Source organism: Bradyrhizobium sp. sGM-13 (assembly GCF_018398875.1).
Lineage (GTDB): Bacteria > Pseudomonadota > Alphaproteobacteria > Rhizobiales > Xanthobacteraceae > Bradyrhizobium.
The window spans coordinates 80,804-99,749 of record NZ_JAGWDK010000007.1 but is presented as its reverse complement, the minus strand read 5'-3'; the positions used below and the strand labels follow the sequence as shown (position 1 = coordinate 99,749).

Below are 18,946 nucleotides of genomic sequence, written 5' to 3'. Positions count from 1 at the left end.
TCATAGGACAAGGAAGCTGCGGAACCGCAAACAATGAAATGCGGTTTCGTTGACTAAGCGGCCTTTCGTAGCACTTATGCGCTCGTGGTTGATGATATGCTTCGTCAAGCCGAATGGAGATCAACGATGATCCGTCGCATTCTGCCGCTTGTTGCCGGATTGCTCTGGGCGAGTTCGGCCTTCGCTGCCGACTACACCTTACTCAACGTGTCCTACGATCCGACGCGCGAGCTGTACGCCGATTTCAACAAGGCGTTCGCGGCGGCCTACCAGAAAGAGAACGGCAAGAGCGTCGAAATCAAGCAGTCGCATGGCGGCTCAGGCTCGCAGGCGCGCGCGGTAATCGACGGGCTGCAGGCCGATGTCGTCACGCTGGCGCTGGCCTATGACATCGACGCCATCGCTGCGAAGGGGCTGGTGGCGCCGGATTGGCAGAAGCGCCTGTCGCTCAATGCATCGCCGTATACTTCGACGATCGTATTCCTGGTGCGCAAGGGTAACCCAAAAGCCATCAAGGATTGGGACGATCTGATCAAGCCCGGCCTGCAGGTGATTACGCCGAACCCGAAGACCTCGGGTGGCGCGCGATGGAATTACCTGGCGGCATGGGGCTTTGCCGAAAAGAAATTCGGTTCCGCCGACAAGGCGAAGAAGTTCGTCGCCGATCTCTTCAACAACGTGCCGGTGCTCGATACCGGCGCGCGCGGCTCGACCGTAACTTTCGTCGAGCGCGGCGTCGGCGACGTGTTGCTGGCGTGGGAGAACGAGGCATTCCTGGCGCAGCGCGAATTCGGCAAGGGCAAATTCGAGATCGTCGCGCCGCCTTTGTCGATTCTCGCCGAGCCGCCGATTTCGGTCGTCGACAAGGTTGCCGATAAAAAAGGCACGCGAGCCGTCGCCGAAGCCTATCTGAAGTATTGGTATACCAAAGAAGGCCAGGAAATCGCCGCGCGCAATTCCTATCGTCCGCGCGATCCGGAAATTGCGAAGGAGCACGAAAAATCCTTCGCCAGGGTCGAACTTTTCACAATCGACGACGTTTTCGGTGGTTGGACCAAGGCGCAGAAAGATCACTTCGGCGAAGGCGGCATTTTCGACCAGATCTACAAGAACTGATCCGGCCAACGGGCGGCCGTAGCGGAAGCAGGGGGATTTGTGAACACAGCGGTCGCACGGCGCACGAGCTTGCCCGGGTTCGGTCTGACCATGGGCCTGACGCTGACGTGGCTCTCAATTATCATCCTCATTCCGCTCGCCGGACTGTTCCTCAAGACGCTCGAGCTTTCGCCCGCCCAGTTCTGGGAAATTCTCAGCAGCCGCCGCACGCTGAATGCGCTGAAGATTTCGTTCGGTCTGTCCTTTGCCGCAGCCTGCGTCAACCTGGTGATGGGCACCATCATCGTGTGGGCGCTGGTGCGCTACCGCTTTCCGGGCCGGCGGATTTTCGATGCCATCGTCGACATTCCCTTTGCGCTGCCGACCGCGGTCGCGGGCGTGGCGCTGACGCAGTTGTTCGCACAGAAGGGATGGCTTGGGGCGCCGCTGGCTGAACTCGGCATCAAGGTGGCGTTCACGCCGATTGGGATTTTTATTGCGATGATTTTCATCGGCATCCCCTTCGTGGTGCGCACGGTTCAGCCCGTCCTGATCGATCTCGATCCGGAAATCGAGGAAGCGGCCGCAAGCCTCGGCGCCAACCGCTGGCACACCGTGTTCCGGGTGATTTTGCCGAGCCTGATTCCGGCGCTGCTGACCGGCTTTGCGTTGGCATTCGCGCGCGCGGTCGGCGAATACGGGTCGGTGATCTTCATCGCCGGCAATCTGCCCAACGTATCGGAGATCGCGCCACTGCTGATCGTGATCCGGTTGTCCGAATTTCGCTACGCCGATGCGACGGCGATTGCCGTCGTCATGCTGCTGGCTTCGTTCGTGATCATCTTTGCCGTCAATCGCCTGCAACGCTGGGCGCAAACCCGCATTCCCGCGCATTGAGGGCCGATCGATGTCGACGCAAACGAGCTTTGTGACTCCGGAGGCGCCGCTAAAGGCCTACGCGTCAACGGCGGGCGCGGCCATTTCCTCGCTGTCGCGCCGCGAAGCGCGCGAGCGTCCGCGGGCGCTTGCTTCACCCAAGGATTTTCGGACAGAGCCGGGGCCGGTCCGCTTCGTCATCGTCGCGCTTGCCGTCAGCTTCCTCACCATCTTTGTCGTGCTGCCGCTGGTCGTGGTGTTCGCATCGGCCTTGTCGAAGGGTTTTGGCGCCTATTTCGCCGCGCTGGCCGAGCCGGAGGCGCTGTCGGCAATTCGGTTGACCCTGCTGGTGGCGGCGATTTCGGTCGGTCTCAATCTGCTGTTCGGGGTGATCGCGGCCTGGGCGATCGCAAAGTTCGATTTCCCCGGCAAGACCTTCCTGGTCACGCTGATCGACCTGCCGTTCTCGGTCAGTCCGGTCATTTCGGGCCTCGTCTTCGTGCTGCTGTTCGGCGCGCAGGGCTATTGGGGCACCTGGCTACAGGCCCACAACGTCCATATTCTGTTCGCCGTGCCCGGCATTGCGCTCGCGACCATCTTCGTGACGTTTCCGTTTGTGGCCCGCTCGCTGATCCCGCTGATGCAGGAGCAGGGCACGCAGGAGGAGGAAGCCGCGATCTCGCTGGGAGCGTCAGGCCTGCAGACCTTCTTCCGCGTCACTCTGCCCAATATCAAATGGGGCCTGTTATATGGCGTACTGCTGTGCAATGCGCGCGCCATGGGCGAGTTCGGCGCGGTGTCGGTGGTGTCGGGCCATATCCGCGGCGAGACCAACACCATGCCGCTACTGGTCGAGATCCTCTATAATGAATATCAGTTCGTAGCCTCGTTTGCGATTGCCTCGCTCCTGGCGATGCTGGCCTTGATCACGCTGGTCGTGAAGACCGTTCTCGAGCAGCGTCTGGATGAAGGACAAACCCCAAGAGACGATCCAAGGGATGATTTAAGGGACGATCCAAGTGACCATTGAAGTCAAAAACATCGTCAAGAGATTCGGCGCGTTCGCGGCCCTCGACAATGTCGATCTGAAGGTCGGCAAAGGCGAATTGCTGGCGCTGCTTGGCCCATCCGGGTCGGGCAAGACCACGCTGCTGCGGATTATCGCGGGCCTCGACTGGCCCGATGCGGGCGAGGTGCGGATCGATGGCGAGGATGCGCTCGGCCACGGCGCCAGCGAACGCCATGTCGGATTCGTGTTCCAGCACTACGCGTTGTTCCGCCACATGACGGTGTTCGAGAACGTCGCCTTCGGCTTGCGCGTGCAGCCGCGCGCCGTCCGCAAGGACGAGGCCACGATCCGTGCCCGCGTCAAGGAATTGCTCGACCTGGTGCAGCTCGACTGGCTGGCAAACCGCTATCCCAGCCAATTGTCGGGCGGCCAACGGCAGCGCATTGCGCTGGCACGCGCGCTTGCGATCGAGCCGCGCATCCTCCTGCTCGACGAGCCCTTCGGCGCGCTCGACGCCAAGGTGCGGAAAGAGCTGCGGCAATGGCTGCGCTCGCTGCATTCCGAAATCCATGTCACTTCGATCTTCGTCACCCACGACCAGGAAGAGGCGTTGGAAGTCGCTAACCGCGTGGTGGTGATGGACAAGGGGCGCATCGAGCAGATCGGCACGCCAGGCGACGTCTATGACAATCCGGCGACCGCCTTTGTCCACGGCTTCATCGGCGAATCCATCGTGCTGCCGGTCGAGGTCTCAGGCGGCTCGGTGCGGCTCGGCGGCCGGCCGCTCAATATCGCCGCCGATGGTGCAGCCTCCGGCGCCTCAAAGCTGTTCGTCCGTCGCCACGACATGCAGATCGGGCCCGCCGGAACCGGCTCGCTGGAGGGCGCGGTGCGCCATGTCCGCTCGTTCGGCCCGATCCAGCGGGCGGAGATCGCCTTGACGGGCGGGGAGGGCAAGACTGTGATCGAGATCGACGCCCCCCGCGACCGGGAACTCCAGGCCGGCGAAATCATCAGCCTGCAACCCCGCCGCTACCGGATCTTTGCCGCGCAGGAATGACGTCGAAACGACGGCCCGTTCACCATTCAGCCACGGTTGGTATGCAACAAGCGGCCATCCAGGCTTAGGGGCTTCTTCGGGGGATTCTTTCAGTGAAACGGGCGACCACCGCCATTATCGGCCTATTGCTGCTTGCCGGCTGCTCGGCAGACGTCAAGATTCCGGAACAGCCGGCCATGTATCTCGACATGGCCCAACCCGGCGCCACGCTCGACCCTGTGGCGGCGGCGCTTCTGATCTCGCAATATCGCCAGAACAATGGCCTCGGCGCCGTCGTGGTCGATCCCGATCTGATCAAGCTGGCGGAGCAGCAGTCGCAGGCGATGGCGGCCCGCAACAAGATGGACCACAACGTGAAGGGCCCGCTGGAGAAGCGGCTGGGGGCCTCAGGCTATCCGGCGAAGCTTGCCGTCGAGAATATCTCGGCCGGCTATCACACGATGGCGGAAGCCTTTTCCGGCTGGCGCGACTCGCCGCCGCACAAGGCCAATATGCTCAAGAATGGTGTCACAAAATTGGGCATCGCGGCGGTTTACGCTCCAAACACCAAATACAAGGTGTTCTGGACGCTGATCCTTGCATCAACCTGAGGCAACGCTGGATGCGGGCTTCGACCTCTCACAAAACGATAAACTCGGCGTGATCCTTGCTTCGATCCTGCCTGATTGACGCCGTCGCGAACTGCCGCCACGGTGCACCGGTCATTGTCCACTAGCCGACGGTCACGATGGATTATTCCGATACCGCGCCGGCAACCACGCCCGCCAAAGCGCAGCGTGTGCTGGTCCTGCAAGGGGGCGGCGCGCTCGGCTCCTATCAGGCGGGTGCCTTTCAGGCGCTGTGCCGCTCGGGGTTCGAACCTGAATGGATCGCGGGCATTTCGATCGGCTCCGTCAATGCCGCGATCATTGCCGGCAACGAAGGTGAAAAGCGCGTCGATCGGCTGAAAGAATTTTGGGAGATGGTGTCATCTCCGGTGCCATGGAAGCCCGTCGCATCAGGCGACCGCGCGCGCTCGCTGTTCAACGAGACCAGTGCCGCGCTGATTGCGACCTTCGGCGTACCGGGCTTCTTCACGCCGCGCATTCCACCTGCACCCTTGTGGCCGCCGGGCAGCCGGCAATCGCAAAGCTATTATGACACTGCGCCGCTGAAGAAAACGCTGGAGCGGCTGGTCGACTTCGACCGCATCAACGATCTGAAGACGCGGCTCAGCGTCGGCGCGGTCGGAGTAACCTCGGGCAACCTTAAATACTTCGACAATTTCGATTTCAGGAAGCGCGGCAAGAAGATTGGCCCGGAGCACATCATGGCCTCCGGCGCGCTGCCGCCCGGCTTTCCTTCCATCGAGATCGAAGGCGAGCACTATTGGGACGGCGGCATCGCTTCCAACACGCCGCTCGATTACGTGCTGGGTGAGGAATCCAACCGCGATCTCCTGATCTTTCAAGTCGATTTGTTCAGCGCGCGCGGCGAATTGCCGACGTCGCTGCTGGAGGCCGCAGAGCGCGAAAAGGACATCCGCTATTCCAGCCGCACCCGCATGACTACCGACAAGAACAAGCAGGTGCACAACGCGCGGAAGGCGCTGCGCGAGCTGCTCGGAAAGTTGCCCGATGATCTCAAGAACGATCCGTCGGTGGCAGTTCTCTGCAACGCGGCCAAGGAAAACACCGTCACCGTCGTGCATCTGATCTACAAGAGCAAGAACTACGAAACGTCATCCAAGGATTACGACTTTTCGCATGTCGCCATGGTCGAACACTGGAACGCAGGCGTCCGCGACGTTCATCTGTCGATGCGTCACAAGGATGTGTTGGAGCGTCCGCAATCCGGCCAGACCATGATGGCCTACGATATGACGGGGGATGTTTCGAAGAGCGCCGCAGGCAAGCAGGAGTGAATGGAATGGGTACGTTAAAAGGCAAGACCGCTGTCGTGACCGGCTCGACAAGCGGCATTGGATTGGCTTACGCGCGCGCTTTTGCCGCCGCCGGCGCCAATGTCGTGCTCAACGGCATGGGCGTGCCGGCCGATATCGAGCGCGAGCGTTCCGGCATCGAGACCGACTTCAAGGTCCGCGCCGTGCACTCGCCCGCCGACATGACCAAGCCCGCCGAGATTGCCGAAATGGTCGCGCTTGGCGAGAAGACGTTTGGTTCGGTCGATATCCTCGTCAACAATGCCGGCATCCAGTTCGTCTCGCCGATCGAGGAGTTTCCGGCCGAGAAGTGGGAAGCCATTATCGCCATCAACCTGTCATCGGCGTTCTACGGCATCCGCGCTGCAGTCCCCGGCATGAAGAAGCGCGGCTGGGGCCGTATCATCAACACGGCTTCCGCGCATTCGCTGGTGGCGTCGCCGTTCAAGGCGGCCTATGTCTCGGCCAAGCACGGCATTGCCGGTCTCACCAAGACGGTGGCGCTGGAGCTTGCGACGTTCAAGATCACCTGCAACTGCATCAGCCCCGGTTATGTCTGGACGCCGCTGGTGGAAAAGCAGATTCCCGACACCATGAAGGCGCGCAACCTGACCAAGGAGCAGGTCATCAACGACGTGTTGCTGGAGGCGCAGCCGACCAAGGAGTTCGTGACCTCCGAACAGGTCGCCGCACTGGCGCTGTACCTGTGCAGCGACGATGCCGCCCAGATCACCGGCGCCAATCTGTCGATCGATGGCGGATGGACCGCGGCATAGCAATTGCGAACGAGGAATTTCGAACGGCCCGGGAAGCGCGCCTGGAGCCTTTTCGGTTCTGATTGAATCAGAACCGGGCTCCAGGTTTTTGTTTGACGCGTTTTCTTGAACGCGAACCGGTGTCCACTTCGCTGGAAAACGCGCTAATGGGCGACGCTCCCGGTCACGGCTGCGATACTCGCCTGCGAAAAATGCAACTCGTTGAAGCCGAGTTTGCTGGCCACCAGAATCAGCACCGAGGCCAGCACCACCCTCAGCACCGTCTCCGGCACGCGAACCGCGCAGTAGCTCCCGATCACGATGCCGGGCAACGATCCGATCAACAGCACACCCATCAGCGCCCAATCGACCGAACCCAGCGCCCAATGTCCGATGCCGGCCACCAGCGTCAGCGGCACCGCATGCGCGATGTCGGAGCCGACAATGCTCGCCATCGGGAGGCGCGGATAGAGCAGCAAGAGCGCAGTGACGCCGACGGCGCCGGCGCCGACGGATGAAATCGAGACCAGCACACCGAGCGCCACGCCGACCATCACGGTCGCGCGGCCGGTCGCCGCGGCATCGAACCCTTCCATGCGCCGGCGATAGTGATCCATGATCGCCCTGCGGAAGATCAACGATGTCGCCGTGAGGAGGAGCGCGAAGCACAGCACCAGATTGACCAGGCTGCGCGCGGCCTCCCCCTTGAGCTCGAGTTGCCACAGCACGAGCAAGGTAACGACGCTTGCCGGGATGCTGCCGCTGGCAAGGCGCATCACTGCCGGCCAGTGGATGCTGCGTGCAAAGCCATGCACCAAGCTGCCGCCCGTCTTGGTGGCAGCGGCATATAGAAGGTCGGTGCCGACAGCGGTCGACGGGTGGATGCCGAATAGCAGAATCAGCAACGGCGTCATCAGCGAGCCGCCGCCGACACCAGTCATCCCGACGAGCAGGCCGACGCCGAATCCCGAGGCAACGTAAAGCGGATCAATCATTTCCGGGTGCAAGTTCCATTTGGCATGTGCGGGTATATATCAACGCAGGGGATAAACGTCCTATCGATGGCGGCGCATCGGGTGAAATAAGAATATTTCATGCGCACATGGGAATCCGGTGGTTATTTTCCCCAATTTGGCGGTGCAGAGCGAAACCGGTATCCTGCCTCGCCGATGCCGTCGGCCGCCTGGCGGGGCCCTGCTGGTCAACCTCGTTAACGGGCCGTCGCGACGTTGTCGGATGTGCAGGATATCGATCGTGTCCTTGCGCAAACGATAGAAAATCCGGAAACGGATAACGCAGGACGGTTACGACACGGACTTGAGGTGCAGGCGGCCGTCTTCCAACCGCTCCAGTGGCCTACAGGATCAACGCTTCCCGAACGCCAGCACGCGCAGTCCGAGCCGCCGGCGCACGATCCAGAACAGCAGCACCGTCTCGAACGTCAGCGAGATCGAGGTCGCCGCTGCCGCGCCATGGCCGCCGAAGTCGGGCACCAGGACGAGGCACAGCACAACGTTCATGACGAAGGCGAGCGCATAGGCCAGCGCGCAGATGTGCTGATGGCCGAGCATATTCAGGAGCCGCTCGACCGGGCCGATGGCGGAACGCACCACAAGGCCAATCGCTGCAATGAACATGATGTCATAGCCGACGACGAATTGCGGTCCGAACAACGACAATAGCGGCTTGCCCAGCGCCAGCAGCAGAACAGTTGCGCCGAGCGACGGCCAGAACGTCCACTGAATCGCATGCGCCACATAGGCCGACAGCCGCGGCTTATCGCCCTGCGCGTGATACTCGGCAAAGCGATGCGCAGTCGAAGCCCCCATCGCGTAGTGAATGAAGGAGACCAGCGCCAGCGTCTTCACCACGGCAAAGTAGACGCCGACCTCTTCCGAGGAGCGGAATTGCTGCAGCACCAGTACGTCGGTGTAGGACAACAGCAGATAAAAGCTCTCTACCAGCAGGATCGGCAGCGAGACCGCGAGCCAGCCGCGGAAGTCATAGGCCCGGGGGCCGGGGTCGATATGGCCGCCGAGCTTGCGATTGAGCACGATCATCTGGCCGATCATCGCGATCCATACCGCCGCGGCGCTGGCCCACATCGCGGCGGTGGCACCGAGATTGAAGCCGAGCACGAAGGCGCCGGCGGTCAGGCCAATGATCAGCGACTGGCGCACGATGAACTGCGGCACCAGGCCAAGCCGCATCCAGTCATGCGAGCGGGCGATGCCGTCCTGGGTGTTGGCGACGACGAACGCCGGCAGTGTCAGGCAACCGATGTAGAGGGGAACGATCGCGTTGCCGTCGATCCACGGCGATAATCCCTTCACCGCGCCCGCCAGCAGCAGCGAGACGATGGAGGAGACTGCGAACGTCATCCATCGGCTGCCGGAGAGAAAGCCGCGCAGCAGCGCATGCTCGCCGCGTGTACGATATTCCGGAATGATCTTCTGCGCGGACGCCGAGATGCCGAAATCCATCATGCTGCCGAGCAGCAGCACCCAGGTCCAGACATAGACATAGACGCCATAGTCCGAGCCGCCCATCCAGCGCGCCAGCAGGATCTGCGAGAAATAGGCAAGTGCTGCGCTGAAGACGCGGATCACGAAGATCGTGCCGGCCAGCCGCTTTGTAACGGAGGCTTCACTGGAGCCGCCAAGCAGCGCACGCAGGCGCGCGATCACGCCACCAGGCGGAGCGGTTGTGGATTGCGAATCCATTACGGCCACGACGGTACATCCCCGAAACGCGCCGCGAGGTGGCGGCGACGATCGGATATATCAACCATTCGTTAAGATTCGGTTGGGTGCCCGTGATGTGCAGGGACCGATATGAGTGGCTTTCGGGCCGACCGACGCCGCTCCGCGGTCATGCCCTACCAGGAATAGCTTGTATCGCGCCGCTGCAGATGGATGCGATCTGCGCGAGCAACCGCAAATCGCATCCGGAGAGACTTGGCTCAATTAGCCGTCAGCTTCTGCTTATCCTGCGGCTCTGGTGTCAGTCCAATTCCCCACCGCAACGTCGGCGACAGCAGGAGGTCGGTCTTGGACGCGTTGGTGTTGACGTTCCACTGCATCCAGGGGATGGAATCGAGGTAGGGAATTGGCGGCAAGATGATCGGAGTCGCGGCGCGATCGGAAGGCTGCTGGGTATGCGGACTATCGATTCCCCAGGCTGCCAGCGCCGGCATGGCCAATGCCGCGCCAGTGAAAGCTGCGATCAATCGCCGGATGAAGCGGCGATCTTCGACGGCCTTTTTGCGTTGCTCCGCCCGAGCGGAGACAATGGTGTGATCAGTGATCATATCATCCTCCTATCGTTCGAAAACTGATCCAAGCGATCGTTGCGAAGCTCATTGCGACCATGAGCCAGTCCAGAACAAGCGATCCGCCCTTGCGCGGCCTTCGCTGAACAGAGGTGCTCATCTCAAGCTCCCGTGGTTTACCGATCTATCCTTTCCTCGTTTGACGATTGCGTCGCCGGGCCTGCAAACCGGGGCTCCGGATTTGGATGTGCGCCGTCTGCGGCATCGAAGCGCCTCCGGCGCGGAAAATGATCTGAGGAGCACAAAAATAGGGTTCAAGAGGTCAGCGAAATTTTTGTTTAGCGCACGGTCAGGAGCCGCCACCGACCATGGCTGGGCGCGAAGGCACGTCGCGGCGACCAGTTGAATTCGCCCCCTGCCGCTGATCGCTCCGGGACGGCTCGAACCCTGAGCTGCTTGGTCGGGGTGCCACGAAACGACGAAGTCAGGAACAAAACGGCTGGGCCGTCGTTTGATGCCGCGGAGCCATCGCCCGCCGTTCACAACGGCGCATGTCGCGGATAGCCAAAGGTCTTCGGACCCGCCGTTATTCGTTACAGGCGCTCGCGCGGATAGCCAAAGGCGATGGCTGCCATCGCACCCGAACGCCCGCATGTCCGGGCCGCGAGATGGATGATCCGAATGATCTGGTCCTGGCCATGTTGGGATTGGTGATCGCTGCCATCATGCTGGTGGCCGGCGCGCTTTATCTCATCAACGCACCCGATCCCATACCGACCCACAGGCCCCCGCCAGCCGTGCAGCTATCCCCGGTTTCGTAGCTTCATGCTGGTTGGTCCCGGGGTTGCGGAACTTTTCTGGCTTTTTATAACTTGAGCTTCGGCCGCATGGTGCGGCCGGGGAGGAAAAATATGAAACTGCTGTTTGTCACCGCTGTAACGATCACCACCGCGCTGGCTGTCAGCCCGGCTTCTGCCCAGAAGGCTGCTGCCCAGAAGACGGGTTGCACAAGCGAGAACATGGCCAAGCTCGTCGCGTCCAGTAACGCTATGCCTGATAGCCCCGGCAAATTTGCGATGATGAAAGAGTTGGGTGCGGCGAATACCGCCATGTCAAAGGGCGACATGCGTAGTGCCTGCAAGAGCTATATGCGCGCTCAGCAGATGAGCGGCCAGAAGAGCTAGGAGGACACACGTTGCTGAAGAGGAGAGCTGCCAAGCGCCGGCTCTCCTTTGACTGGAAAGCGTCGCTGCACCCGGTGGAAACACCTTGCGGCATCGTGGCGCGGCTGAGCACGTCCGCAGGGTCGGCAGGTCGCGTCAATTCAAGTCGCGTCAATTCAAACTGACGTTGAACTCGTAGGCCCGGTCGCCGCCGACGAGCGTCAGTTTGAGTGCGGCGCCTTCCAGACTGGCGCCGGGCGGCAGGCCGTCGAGTTCGAAGGCAAAGCGTTTGACGCCGGGCGGGCCTTGCTCCACGAGCTTGGGAACCGGCAACGCCCAGTCGGGCGTCGGCCCCTCGGCGAACAGGTTGACCTCCCGGGCCTCGGGCGCGGTCACGTCGACCAGCACGTTCTTTCCCTCGCGCTTGACGCCGCGGATGGTCAGCGGATTGGGGTCCCCGACATTGGCCGGCTTCGGCACCGCATTGAGCGCCTCGGACAGTGTGCCGTCCTCGGTGCTTGCCACGCTGGCAAAAGCGAGTTCGGCATGGGCTTCGACGGGAATGCAGAGCTTTTCGCAAACCGCGTAGCTGATGTGGGTGCGCAGCGTCACCGGCTTGTCGGCATTCTTGGCGACGATCCGCAACGGCAGCACGACCTGTTGCTTGTATCCCAGCGCGGTGCCGCCTGCGCCGTCGTCGAATTTCATCGGTGCCGGCCACAGCACCGTCACAGCTTCGACATTGTCGGATTTGGAGAAGTCGAAGCGGGGTGGCACGCCGGAATCCCCGGGCGTCCGCCAATAGGTCTTCCATCCCGGCTGCAACTGGATGGCAACGCCGCCGAGCAGCACTGCGCCGCTGCGTGATCCCGCCAGCAACCGTACCGCGGAATGGGCGTCATGTTGCCACGGTGAGGCATCCTGGGCGCGAACATCCGACGCCGCACACGCGACGCTCAAGGCGGCGACGCCGAGTGCGGCGCGCAGGGGAACTAGGACGCTCATGGCACGTCTTTACAGGCAAGTTTCGAGGCAAACCATTGAATTGCGTGTGATCGGCAGCCGAATGATGCCGGAAGCTTGATTGACAGAAACCGCACCCGATATCAGGATATGAACCTGCAAGAGAGAGGCCTTTGCGGATGAGCCCTGAAGGCAAGACATCGAAGCCTGTCCGCCGCAAAGCCGCCGGCTTTGGCGATAATTCGTCCGGCGAGGGCTATCTGGACGGCCGGCTGCTGATCGCCATGCCGGTCATGGGCGATCCGCGTTTCGAGCGCTCCGTCATCTACATGTGCGCGCACTCGTCGGAAGGGGCGATGGGCATCATCGTCAACCGTCCGGCCGGCAGCATCGACTTTCCAGGACTGCTGGTGCAACTCGATATCATCGAGAAGGCCGACCAGATCACGCTGCCGGAAAACGCCGAGACCATGCAGGTGCTGAAGGGCGGTCCGGTCGATACCGGCCGCGGTTTCGTGCTGCATACGAGCGATTTCTTCATCAAGGACGCGACTCTGAACATCGACGAGGGCATCTGCCTGACCGCGACGGTGGACATCCTCAAGGCGATCGCCAAGGGCACCGGCCCGAAGCACGCCATCCTGGCGCTCGGCTATGCCGGCTGGGCGCCCGGGCAGCTTGAGGACGAGATCCAGCACAATGGCTGGCTGCACTGCGATGCCGACCCGGATCTGATCTTCGGCGACGACGTCGACGACAAATATCAACGTGCGTTGCGCAAGATCGGCATCGACCCGGGCATGCTGTCGAATGAGGCCGGGCACGCGTAGGGGTCTCGTCGCGGACCTTGCCACAAACACCGCGTCGTCCCTGCGGAAGCAGGGACCCATACGCCGCGGCCCATCCGTGAAGCGATGGGGTAGTTACCGTTCAAACAACCGAAGCCGATGGTTATGGGTCCCTGCGTTCGCAGGGACGACGATGCCTTTGTGACAATCTACTCCGCGGCCTGCTGCGTCACCGTCGGCTCGGTACCGGCAACCGTGGCGCGGCGCATGTCGCGGGGCTGCGACTGGTCGTAGCGCCGCACCCGGTGCATGGTCTGGCGGTTATCCCACATCACGAGGTCATGCACGGTCCATTTATGGACGTAGACGAATTCCTTCTGCGTGGCGTGCTCGGTCAGGTCGCGCAGCAATAACCGCGCCTCGGGCATGCTCATGCCCAGAATCGCGCCCGCGTGCGATGACAGATACAGCGACTTGCGGCGATGCACCGGATGCGTCCGCACCAGCCGCTGCAGCACCGGCCTGAACATCTCTTTTTCTTCATCGGTATAATCCAGGAAGCCGAGCGAGCCGCGCGAATACATCAGCGAATGTTCGCAGATCAGGTCCTCGATCTCGGCCTTGGTGTCGTCGTCGAGCGCGTCATAGGCCGCGCGCATGTCGGCGAATTCGGTGTTGCCGCCCTTCGGGTTCACCACCCGCGCCGACAAGAGCGAGAACTTCGCCGGGATCGGACGAAACGAGCTGTCGGAATGCCACAGGCAATTGCCGAGGTTGAACAGATGTGCGCGGCTGTCGCGCGGCAATGGCTTGCCGTCCTTGCCGAGATTGGAGACGTCGTTGAGGCCGGTCGAGAGGCGCGAATCCTGAGGCTTGACGATGTTGCCGTCGCGAGCGTCTTCGCGCTTGCCGAAATTCAGCGCAAATGCGAGTTGCTGTTCGTCCGTGATGTCCTGGTTGCGGAACAGCAGCACGGCGTATTTGTCCATGCCGGCTTCGATGTCGGCTGCTTCCTGCGGCGTCAGGGGTTTTCGTAGATCAAGCCCGGATACTTCGCCGACAAAATGCGGATGCAACTGCCGGATTGCGATCACCATGGCGTCTCTCCAGAAAGCGGCGGGCGGTTTGCCCGCTCTGTTTGTAAGAAAAATTACTCGCCGAAATGTCCAAGTCAACGCTGCGGCGCGCATGCGGCATTGCGCCTGTCTCGTGTCCCGGACGGTGCTGATTTCTCATGCCCCGGGCGCAGCGCAGCACAGAGTGCTGCGCTGCTGAACCGGGGCCCAGGTCTAGCGGCGCTACGGGTCCCGGCTCTGCGGCGCAGCGTACCGGACGATGCTTCGCATCGCCGGGACACGCTGCACCGCGTCCGGGACACGTTAACGGCTCTACCTCATCTTCCAGAGTGTCAGGCATATCTGCCGCGCAGCATCCGGGGAACGCCTCACGCATTTCGCGCCATCAGCCCACCGTCGACCGGGATCACCGCGCCGGTCAGGAACGAGGCGGCAGGCAGGCAGAGGCTCAGCGTTATGTGTGCCACTTCCTCAGGCTCGCCGTAGCGGCCGAGTGCGGTGCGGCGCTTGGCATAGATCGTCTTGTGCTCTTCGGAAATCCGCTCGGTGATCGCGGTGCGGATCGGGCCCGGGCAGACGCAATTCACGGTGATGCCTTCGCGGCCGAGCTCGACGGCGAGCGAGCGCGTCAAGCCGGTGACGCCGGCTTTCGCCGCCGAATAGGGACTGTGCAGCGCGGTCGCGCCGAGCGCCTCGGTGGAGGCGATATTGACGATCCGCGGGCATTTCGATCGGCGCAAATGCGGCAACGCGGCGCGGATGATACGCGGATGCGCGGTCAGCATCACGGCCAACGCCCTGTCCCAGGCGGCTCCATAACCTTCCTCGTCGATCGCCATGCGCACGGAGATGCCGGCATTGTTGATGACGATGTCGAGTCCACCGAAATGTGCGGCAACCTCGTTGACCACCTTGATGATGTCGTCGGGCTTCGCGACGTCGAGCGTCCACGCCTTCGCCGCGCCGCCATTTGCTGCGATTTCGCTGGCAACCGCCTGGGTAAGCTCGGCGTTTAAATCGGTAACCGCGACGTTGGCGCCCTCGGCCGCGAACACGAGCGCGGTCGCGCGGCCCATGCCGCTGGCAGCACCGGTGACGAGAACGGTCAGACCTTTGACCGAACGACTGAGCTGCTTGAAATCTGACATGAGGGATCCGGACAAAAATGCGAGGTGCGCGTTGCAGGATTGACAAGGCTGGCACCGATCCGCAGACAGGTCAAACGAGCTGAGCGAGGTGCAAACGTGACGAATATTCGCGGCCTGCAGATCCGCCGCCTGGAGCCTTCGGACGCTGCGCTGTTCAGGGATATCCGGCTGGAAGGCCTGCAGCGAAATCCGGAAGCCTTCGGCAGCACGTTTGAGAAGGAGAGCGCGCTACCACTGTCGTGGTTCGAAGCGGTCCTTGGCCGTACCGCCATCTTCGGCGCTTTCGTCGAGGAGACGCTCGGAGGCGTCGCAGCCTATGCTGCGCAGGAAGGTACGAAGCAAGCGCATCGGGCGACCCTCTGGGGCATGTATGTTCGAGACAGCGCAAGAAACTTGGGGCTCGGGAGGAAGCTCGTTGCGGCGGTACTCGATCATGCACGCGGACGCGTGGAGATGGTTCAATTGACCGTGGTGAGTAAGAATGAGAGCGCGCGCCGGGTCTACAGCGCCGCGGGTTTCGTCGAGTACGGCTATGAAAAGAGGGGCCTCAAGCGTGACGGGCGATATTACGACCAGGTCCTGATGGTCAAATTCCTCGACGAAGATTGAACTAGAACACAAGGAAGGGATCGCGAGCGATGAACGAACTGGATTTCAGCGGCAGGCAGGTGCTGGTGGTCGGCGGCTCCAGCGGGATCGGCAATGGCATCGCGCAGGCGTTCCGTGCCAAGGGCGCGCGTGTCGCCGTCTGCGGTACCCGCGAAAGCGCCGCCGACTATTCGTCCGACGAAGGCTCGCTTCTCGACGGGCTGGAATATTTTCAACTCGACGTCAGCAACGCGGAGGCCATTGAATCCTTCCAGCCATCCTTCACGAAATTGGACGTGCTGGTGCTGGCGCAGGGCGCGGTGATCTACCGCCGCGGCGAATTCGAGATGGATGGCTTTCGCAAGGTGGTTGAAGTCAACCTGATGAGCCTGATGGCCTGCGCGACAAAATTCCATGCGATGCTGAGCGCTAGCAAAGGCTCGCTCATCATCGTCAGTTCGACCGCCGCCTATCACTCGACGATGGGCAATCCGGCCTACAACGCCTCGAAGACCGGCGCGGTCGGGCTGACGCGCACGCTCGGCGAGGCATGGGCCGGAGACGGCATCCGCGTCAACGGCATCGCGCCCGGGCTGGTCGACACCAAGATGACCAAGGCGACCACCGCCAATCCGAAACGCCTCGAAGGCGCGCTCGAGCGGATCCCATTGAAGCGGCTCGGCAGGCCGGCCGACATGGCCGGTGCGGCGCTGTTCCTGGCCTCGCCGCTTGCGTCCTACGTCATCGGCCAGACCATCGTGGTCGACGGTGGTCTGATCCTGTAAGCTTGGCATCTTGATTAGAACTGCGTTTCGATCGCGGTAGGAACCCGAACGGGGTCTCACCGGTTACATTCCCCGAAAACAGGAGGACCGCGATGGACAAGGATCGGATTGCTGGTTCGGCCGAGGATTTTGCGGGTAAGGTCGAAAGCACCGTCGGCGATATGGCTGGCGATGCGAAGGCGCAAGCCGAAGGCCGCGCGCGCGAAGCGGCGGGCACAGTGCAAAATCTCTACGGCCAGGCCAAGGATGCCGCCCGCGACGCCACTGACACCGCCGTCAGCTATGCCAAGGACGCCATTGAGCATAGCGGCGACACCATTCGTAGCGGCCAGCAGACGGTAGCGAAAACTGTTCAGGAAAATCCGCTCGGCGCGCTGTTGGTCGCAGCCGGCATTGGCTTTGCGCTGGCGCTGTTGATGACGCGCCCGCCGCGCCGCCCGCCGCCGCGCTGGCGCTATTAGGGCTAACTTCATCCTGAGAGGAGCGGCCTCTTGGCCGCGTCTCGAAGGATGGCTGCATGGGAGCTTCATGGTTCGCGCGGCGATGTGAAGCATCGCCCGCAGACGCGCGGAGAAGCGCTCCTCAGCATGAGGACTAGAGCCGGTTCTGATTGAATCAGAACAGGGCTCTAGGTTTTTGTTTTGACGCGTTTTCTTGACGCGAACCGGTGTCCACTTCGCTGGAAAACGCTCTACCTAAATCATCGCGTGAAATTGCCGGGCGGAACCTCTGCCGAGCGCCCGACATTGCCCGGCGGCCGCGGCGCGCCCGGAAGAGCAGCGGGTCCACGCGGCGGTGCAGCCGCGGGTGGTGCAGGCGGCCGCGGCCCCACACCGAACCCGCCGAAGAAGTCACGTAGTGACGGACCGTTGTTTTGCGCCGGGCGGATCTGCATCGGTGGCGGCGGCACCTGTCTCTTCTGTTGCTGCAGCGTTTGCTGCGGCGGCGGCAGTAAAAGCTGCTTCTGTGGCGGGGCGGCTGCCGCGGTTCCGCTCGGTGAGGTGGCCGCCATCGGCGTATCGCCCTTCGCCGGCTCGCGGCCGATTTCGCGACGAGGCCATACGTAGTCGTCGGCGCGGCCGGCCGGCGCGGCCAGCGCTTCACCCTTCACCAGCGTGCGCGCGGCTAGCGCATCAACCGCTGCCGGACGCGAGCCGGGACCGCCGAGCAATTGATCGGTGCCGACGGAAGAGGCCACCAGCGGCATGACCGGTCCAGCCAGCGGACGCGGCGCCGGCTGGCCGGGCGCGACATTGGCCTCCGGCGTCGCCGGTTCGATCGGCACCGCGATCGGCCCGGAGCGGGCGGCGAGGAGGCGCGTCACCTCGCGCTCGACATAGTGTGCGAGCTTGCGCGCGCCGGGCTTGGTGAAGAAGACGCCGTCGGCCGTGCGGAGCTGGCGGATCTGACCTTCGAAGTCGGGACCTTTCTGCAGGAACCGGCCGGCTTCATCGACAAAGCCATCCCAGATATCGACATAGGTGATGCCAGCCTTGCCGGCGCCGTCGCGATACAGCGCATCGAGGAACAGCATGTCGGCCGTTCCCTTTTGCCCGCGGATCGCCGGCAGGCCGACCCACAACACCGGGACGCCCTTGGATTTCAGCACGCCGATCAGCTCTTCGATCTTCTTGGTGTAGAGTTCGACCCAGCGCTCGTCGCGGAATTCGTAAAGTCCGCCGCCAGATCGCGCGGGTGCGGCGGTTTGTGGCGTGTCGCTATCGGCTGCATCGTCAGGCGACAATTCGGCATCGGCCGGCTTATCGTCCCGCTTTGCCGTGTCAGCCGAGCCTTCCGGCTTCTTTGCGTCCGCCGGCTTGGTATCTGTCTTGGTATCTGTCTTGCCGCGCGCGTCCTTCTTGTCTTCCTTCTTGTCGGTCTTCTTCTCGGTGACCGCCTCGCGGATGGCCTGGCGGTCGTGAAGGCCGAGCATGACGACGATGGCATCGGGGTTTTCGGTGGCGAGGATGCCCTTGGCGGCCGCGGTCCAATCGGCGGGCTCGCCGCGCGGCTGATACTTGATCAGGCCGGAGACGGTCTTGTGCTTGCGGATCACGCCCATGTCGGGCTGCTCGGAATAGGCGTCTTCCAGGCCATAGGCGAGCCAGTCAGCCATGGCGTCGCCGAGCACCAGAACGTTACGTTCCGGCACCGTGTCTCGCTTGGCGGGCGCGGGGGCGCGGGAAAAATCCTGGCGCGGCGCCTGGGGGGCCTGCTGCTGGAATGGCGAAAAGAAATCGCCGCCGAACCAGCCGCGCTGCGGCGCTTGCCGCTGCGGCGGCCCGCCAAAGCCGCCGAAATTGAAAAACTGCGCCGACGCGGGTCCCACGATCCCGATCAGGAGCGCGATCGCAACCGCCAGCGCCACCAGTGGCCCGGTCTCGGTAAACACGCGCAAGAAGGAGGTTGGCTTTCGCATCCGGCTCGGTCGCAAATGGATCGTGAAGC

At 62.6% G+C, this 18,946-nt stretch carries 20 protein-coding genes; 13 read left to right on the top strand and 7 right to left on the bottom strand.

Annotation, left to right across the window (positions count from 1 at the left end; genetic code table 11):
- The first annotated feature begins 126 nt into the window (after positions 1-126).
- From KJQ96_RS12710 to KJQ96_RS12680, 7 genes are all read left to right on the top strand, one after another.
- Positions 127-1,116 carry a sulfate ABC transporter substrate-binding protein gene (locus KJQ96_RS12710; RefSeq protein WP_213286937.1) on the top strand — a complete coding sequence of 330 codons (990 nt, stop codon included), beginning with the start codon at positions 127-129 and terminating at the stop codon, positions 1,114-1,116.
- Positions 1,117-1,185: 69 nt separating this feature from the next.
- Positions 1,186-1,992 carry a sulfate ABC transporter permease subunit CysT gene (cysT, locus tag KJQ96_RS12705; RefSeq protein WP_213287133.1) on the top strand — a complete coding sequence of 269 codons (807 nt, stop codon included), beginning with the start codon at positions 1,186-1,188 and terminating at the stop codon, positions 1,990-1,992.
- A gap of 10 nt (positions 1,993-2,002) precedes the next feature.
- Entirely contained in the window at positions 2,003-3,001 is a 999-nt protein-coding gene (gene cysW / locus KJQ96_RS12700; RefSeq protein WP_249734015.1) for a sulfate ABC transporter permease subunit CysW, read from the top strand.
- Entirely contained in the window at positions 2,991-4,040 is a 1,050-nt protein-coding gene (locus KJQ96_RS12695; protein ID WP_213286936.1) for a sulfate/molybdate ABC transporter ATP-binding protein, read from the top strand. Before cysW ends, KJQ96_RS12695 begins: the two co-directional genes overlap by 11 nt.
- A gap of 92 nt (positions 4,041-4,132) precedes the next feature.
- Positions 4,133-4,630 carry a CAP domain-containing protein gene (locus KJQ96_RS12690; protein WP_213286935.1) on the top strand — a complete coding sequence of 166 codons (498 nt, stop codon included), beginning with the start codon at positions 4,133-4,135 and terminating at the stop codon, positions 4,628-4,630.
- 137 nt (positions 4,631-4,767) lie between these two features.
- A complete protein-coding gene (locus KJQ96_RS12685; RefSeq protein ID WP_213286934.1) occupies positions 4,768-5,943 on the top strand; it encodes a patatin-like phospholipase family protein in 1,176 nt (391 codons plus the stop codon).
- Between the two features lie 5 nt (positions 5,944-5,948).
- A complete protein-coding gene (locus KJQ96_RS12680) occupies positions 5,949-6,737 on the top strand; it encodes a 3-hydroxybutyrate dehydrogenase (protein ID WP_213286933.1) in 789 nt (262 codons plus the stop codon).
- A gap of 143 nt (positions 6,738-6,880) precedes the next feature.
- Here the strand turns inward: KJQ96_RS12680 and KJQ96_RS12675 are convergent, their stop codons facing one another.
- The 3 genes from KJQ96_RS12675 to KJQ96_RS12665 form a co-directional block, all read right to left on the bottom strand.
- Complete coding sequence (locus tag KJQ96_RS12675) at positions 6,881-7,711, bottom strand: sulfite exporter TauE/SafE family protein (RefSeq protein WP_213286932.1); 831 nt, start codon at positions 7,709-7,711, stop codon at positions 6,881-6,883.
- Between the two features lie 369 nt (positions 7,712-8,080).
- The gene (locus KJQ96_RS12670) at positions 8,081-9,439 is read right to left on the bottom strand and encodes a polysaccharide biosynthesis C-terminal domain-containing protein (RefSeq protein WP_213287131.1); all 1,359 of its coding nucleotides are present in this window, start codon (positions 9,437-9,439) and stop codon (positions 8,081-8,083) included.
- Positions 9,440-9,678: 239 nt separating this feature from the next.
- Entirely contained in the window at positions 9,679-10,026 is a 348-nt protein-coding gene (locus KJQ96_RS12665) for a hypothetical protein (RefSeq protein WP_213286931.1), read from the bottom strand.
- Between the two features lie 629 nt (positions 10,027-10,655).
- Here KJQ96_RS12665 and KJQ96_RS12660 point away from each other — a divergent pair.
- Entirely contained in the window at positions 10,656-10,808 is a 153-nt protein-coding gene (locus tag KJQ96_RS12660) for a hypothetical protein (protein ID WP_213286930.1), read from the top strand.
- 90 nt (positions 10,809-10,898) lie between these two features.
- Positions 10,899-11,171 carry a hypothetical protein gene (locus KJQ96_RS12655; RefSeq protein ID WP_213286929.1) on the top strand — a complete coding sequence of 91 codons (273 nt, stop codon included), beginning with the start codon at positions 10,899-10,901 and terminating at the stop codon, positions 11,169-11,171.
- A 150-nt stretch (positions 11,172-11,321) separates the two neighbouring features.
- Here the strand turns inward: KJQ96_RS12655 and KJQ96_RS12650 are convergent, their stop codons facing one another.
- Positions 11,322-12,155 (bottom strand): protein-disulfide reductase DsbD domain-containing protein, encoded by an 834-nt coding sequence (locus tag KJQ96_RS12650; RefSeq protein ID WP_213286928.1) that lies wholly within the window; start codon positions 12,153-12,155, stop codon positions 11,322-11,324.
- Between the two features lie 137 nt (positions 12,156-12,292).
- On the opposite strand from KJQ96_RS12650, the gene KJQ96_RS12645 reads away from it, so the two are divergent.
- Entirely contained in the window at positions 12,293-12,943 is a 651-nt protein-coding gene (locus KJQ96_RS12645) for a YqgE/AlgH family protein (RefSeq protein ID WP_213286927.1), read from the top strand.
- Between the two features lie 167 nt (positions 12,944-13,110).
- Here the strand turns inward: KJQ96_RS12645 and KJQ96_RS12640 are convergent, their stop codons facing one another.
- Positions 13,111-13,998: a TauD/TfdA family dioxygenase gene (locus KJQ96_RS12640; RefSeq protein ID WP_213286926.1), complete on the bottom strand. Its 888-nt coding sequence runs from the start codon at positions 13,996-13,998 to the stop codon at positions 13,111-13,113.
- Positions 13,999-14,345: 347 nt separating this feature from the next.
- Positions 14,346-15,125, bottom strand: coding sequence for an SDR family NAD(P)-dependent oxidoreductase (locus KJQ96_RS12635; RefSeq protein WP_213286925.1), 780 nt, complete (start codon positions 15,123-15,125; stop codon positions 14,346-14,348).
- A 39-nt stretch (positions 15,126-15,164) separates the two neighbouring features.
- Between KJQ96_RS12635 and KJQ96_RS12630 the strand changes: the two genes are divergently transcribed.
- The 3 genes from KJQ96_RS12630 to KJQ96_RS12620 all read left to right on the top strand — a co-directional run bounded on the left by KJQ96_RS12630 (position 15,165) and on the right by KJQ96_RS12620 (position 16,959).
- On the top strand, positions 15,165-15,734 hold the full coding sequence (locus tag KJQ96_RS12630) for a GNAT family N-acetyltransferase (RefSeq protein ID WP_249734014.1): 570 nt from the start codon (positions 15,165-15,167) through the stop codon (positions 15,732-15,734).
- 29 nt (positions 15,735-15,763) lie between these two features.
- Positions 15,764-16,498 (top strand): SDR family NAD(P)-dependent oxidoreductase, encoded by a 735-nt coding sequence (locus KJQ96_RS12625; RefSeq protein WP_213286924.1) that lies wholly within the window; start codon positions 15,764-15,766, stop codon positions 16,496-16,498.
- Between the two features lie 92 nt (positions 16,499-16,590).
- Positions 16,591-16,959 carry a CsbD family protein gene (locus tag KJQ96_RS12620; protein WP_213286923.1) on the top strand — a complete coding sequence of 123 codons (369 nt, stop codon included), beginning with the start codon at positions 16,591-16,593 and terminating at the stop codon, positions 16,957-16,959.
- Between the two features lie 239 nt (positions 16,960-17,198).
- Here the strand turns inward: KJQ96_RS12620 and KJQ96_RS12615 are convergent, their stop codons facing one another.
- Positions 17,199-18,917, bottom strand: coding sequence for an SGNH family hydrolase (locus tag KJQ96_RS12615; protein WP_213286922.1), 1,719 nt, complete (start codon positions 18,915-18,917; stop codon positions 17,199-17,201).
- Positions 18,918-18,946: the final 29 nt, after the last annotated feature.

What these genes read in the sequence shown, in the direction of transcription:
- KJQ96_RS12710 (WP_213286937.1), top strand. Translation starts at nt 127, where the DNA reads ATGATCCGTCGCATTCTGCCGCTTGTTGCCGGATTGCTCTGGGCGAGT.
- cysW (WP_249734015.1), top strand. Translation starts at nt 2,003, where the DNA reads ATGTCGACGCAAACGAGCTTTGTGACTCCGGAGGCGCCGCTAAAGGCC.
- KJQ96_RS12685 (WP_213286934.1), top strand. Translation starts at nt 4,768, where the DNA reads ATGGATTATTCCGATACCGCGCCGGCAACCACGCCCGCCAAAGCGCAG.
- KJQ96_RS12680 (WP_213286933.1), top strand. Translation starts at nt 5,949, where the DNA reads ATGGGTACGTTAAAAGGCAAGACCGCTGTCGTGACCGGCTCGACAAGC.
- KJQ96_RS12675 (WP_213286932.1), bottom strand. Translation starts at nt 7,711, where the DNA reads ATGATTGATCCGCTTTACGTTGCCTCGGGATTCGGCGTCGGCCTGCTC.
- KJQ96_RS12670 (WP_213287131.1), bottom strand. Translation starts at nt 9,439, where the DNA reads ATGGATTCGCAATCCACAACCGCTCCGCCTGGTGGCGTGATCGCGCGC.
- KJQ96_RS12665 (WP_213286931.1), bottom strand. Translation starts at nt 10,026, where the DNA reads ATGATCACTGATCACACCATTGTCTCCGCTCGGGCGGAGCAACGCAAA.
- KJQ96_RS12660 (WP_213286930.1), top strand. Translation starts at nt 10,656, where the DNA reads ATGGATGATCCGAATGATCTGGTCCTGGCCATGTTGGGATTGGTGATC.
- KJQ96_RS12655 (WP_213286929.1), top strand. Translation starts at nt 10,899, where the DNA reads ATGAAACTGCTGTTTGTCACCGCTGTAACGATCACCACCGCGCTGGCT.
- KJQ96_RS12650 (WP_213286928.1), bottom strand. Translation starts at nt 12,155, where the DNA reads ATGAGCGTCCTAGTTCCCCTGCGCGCCGCACTCGGCGTCGCCGCCTTG.
- KJQ96_RS12645 (WP_213286927.1), top strand. Translation starts at nt 12,293, where the DNA reads ATGAGCCCTGAAGGCAAGACATCGAAGCCTGTCCGCCGCAAAGCCGCC.
- KJQ96_RS12640 (WP_213286926.1), bottom strand. Translation starts at nt 13,998, where the DNA reads ATGGTGATCGCAATCCGGCAGTTGCATCCGCATTTTGTCGGCGAAGTA.
- KJQ96_RS12635 (WP_213286925.1), bottom strand. Translation starts at nt 15,125, where the DNA reads ATGTCAGATTTCAAGCAGCTCAGTCGTTCGGTCAAAGGTCTGACCGTT.
- KJQ96_RS12625 (WP_213286924.1), top strand. Translation starts at nt 15,764, where the DNA reads ATGAACGAACTGGATTTCAGCGGCAGGCAGGTGCTGGTGGTCGGCGGC.
- KJQ96_RS12620 (WP_213286923.1), top strand. Translation starts at nt 16,591, where the DNA reads ATGGACAAGGATCGGATTGCTGGTTCGGCCGAGGATTTTGCGGGTAAG.
- KJQ96_RS12615 (WP_213286922.1), bottom strand. Translation starts at nt 18,917, where the DNA reads ATGCGAAAGCCAACCTCCTTCTTGCGCGTGTTTACCGAGACCGGGCCA.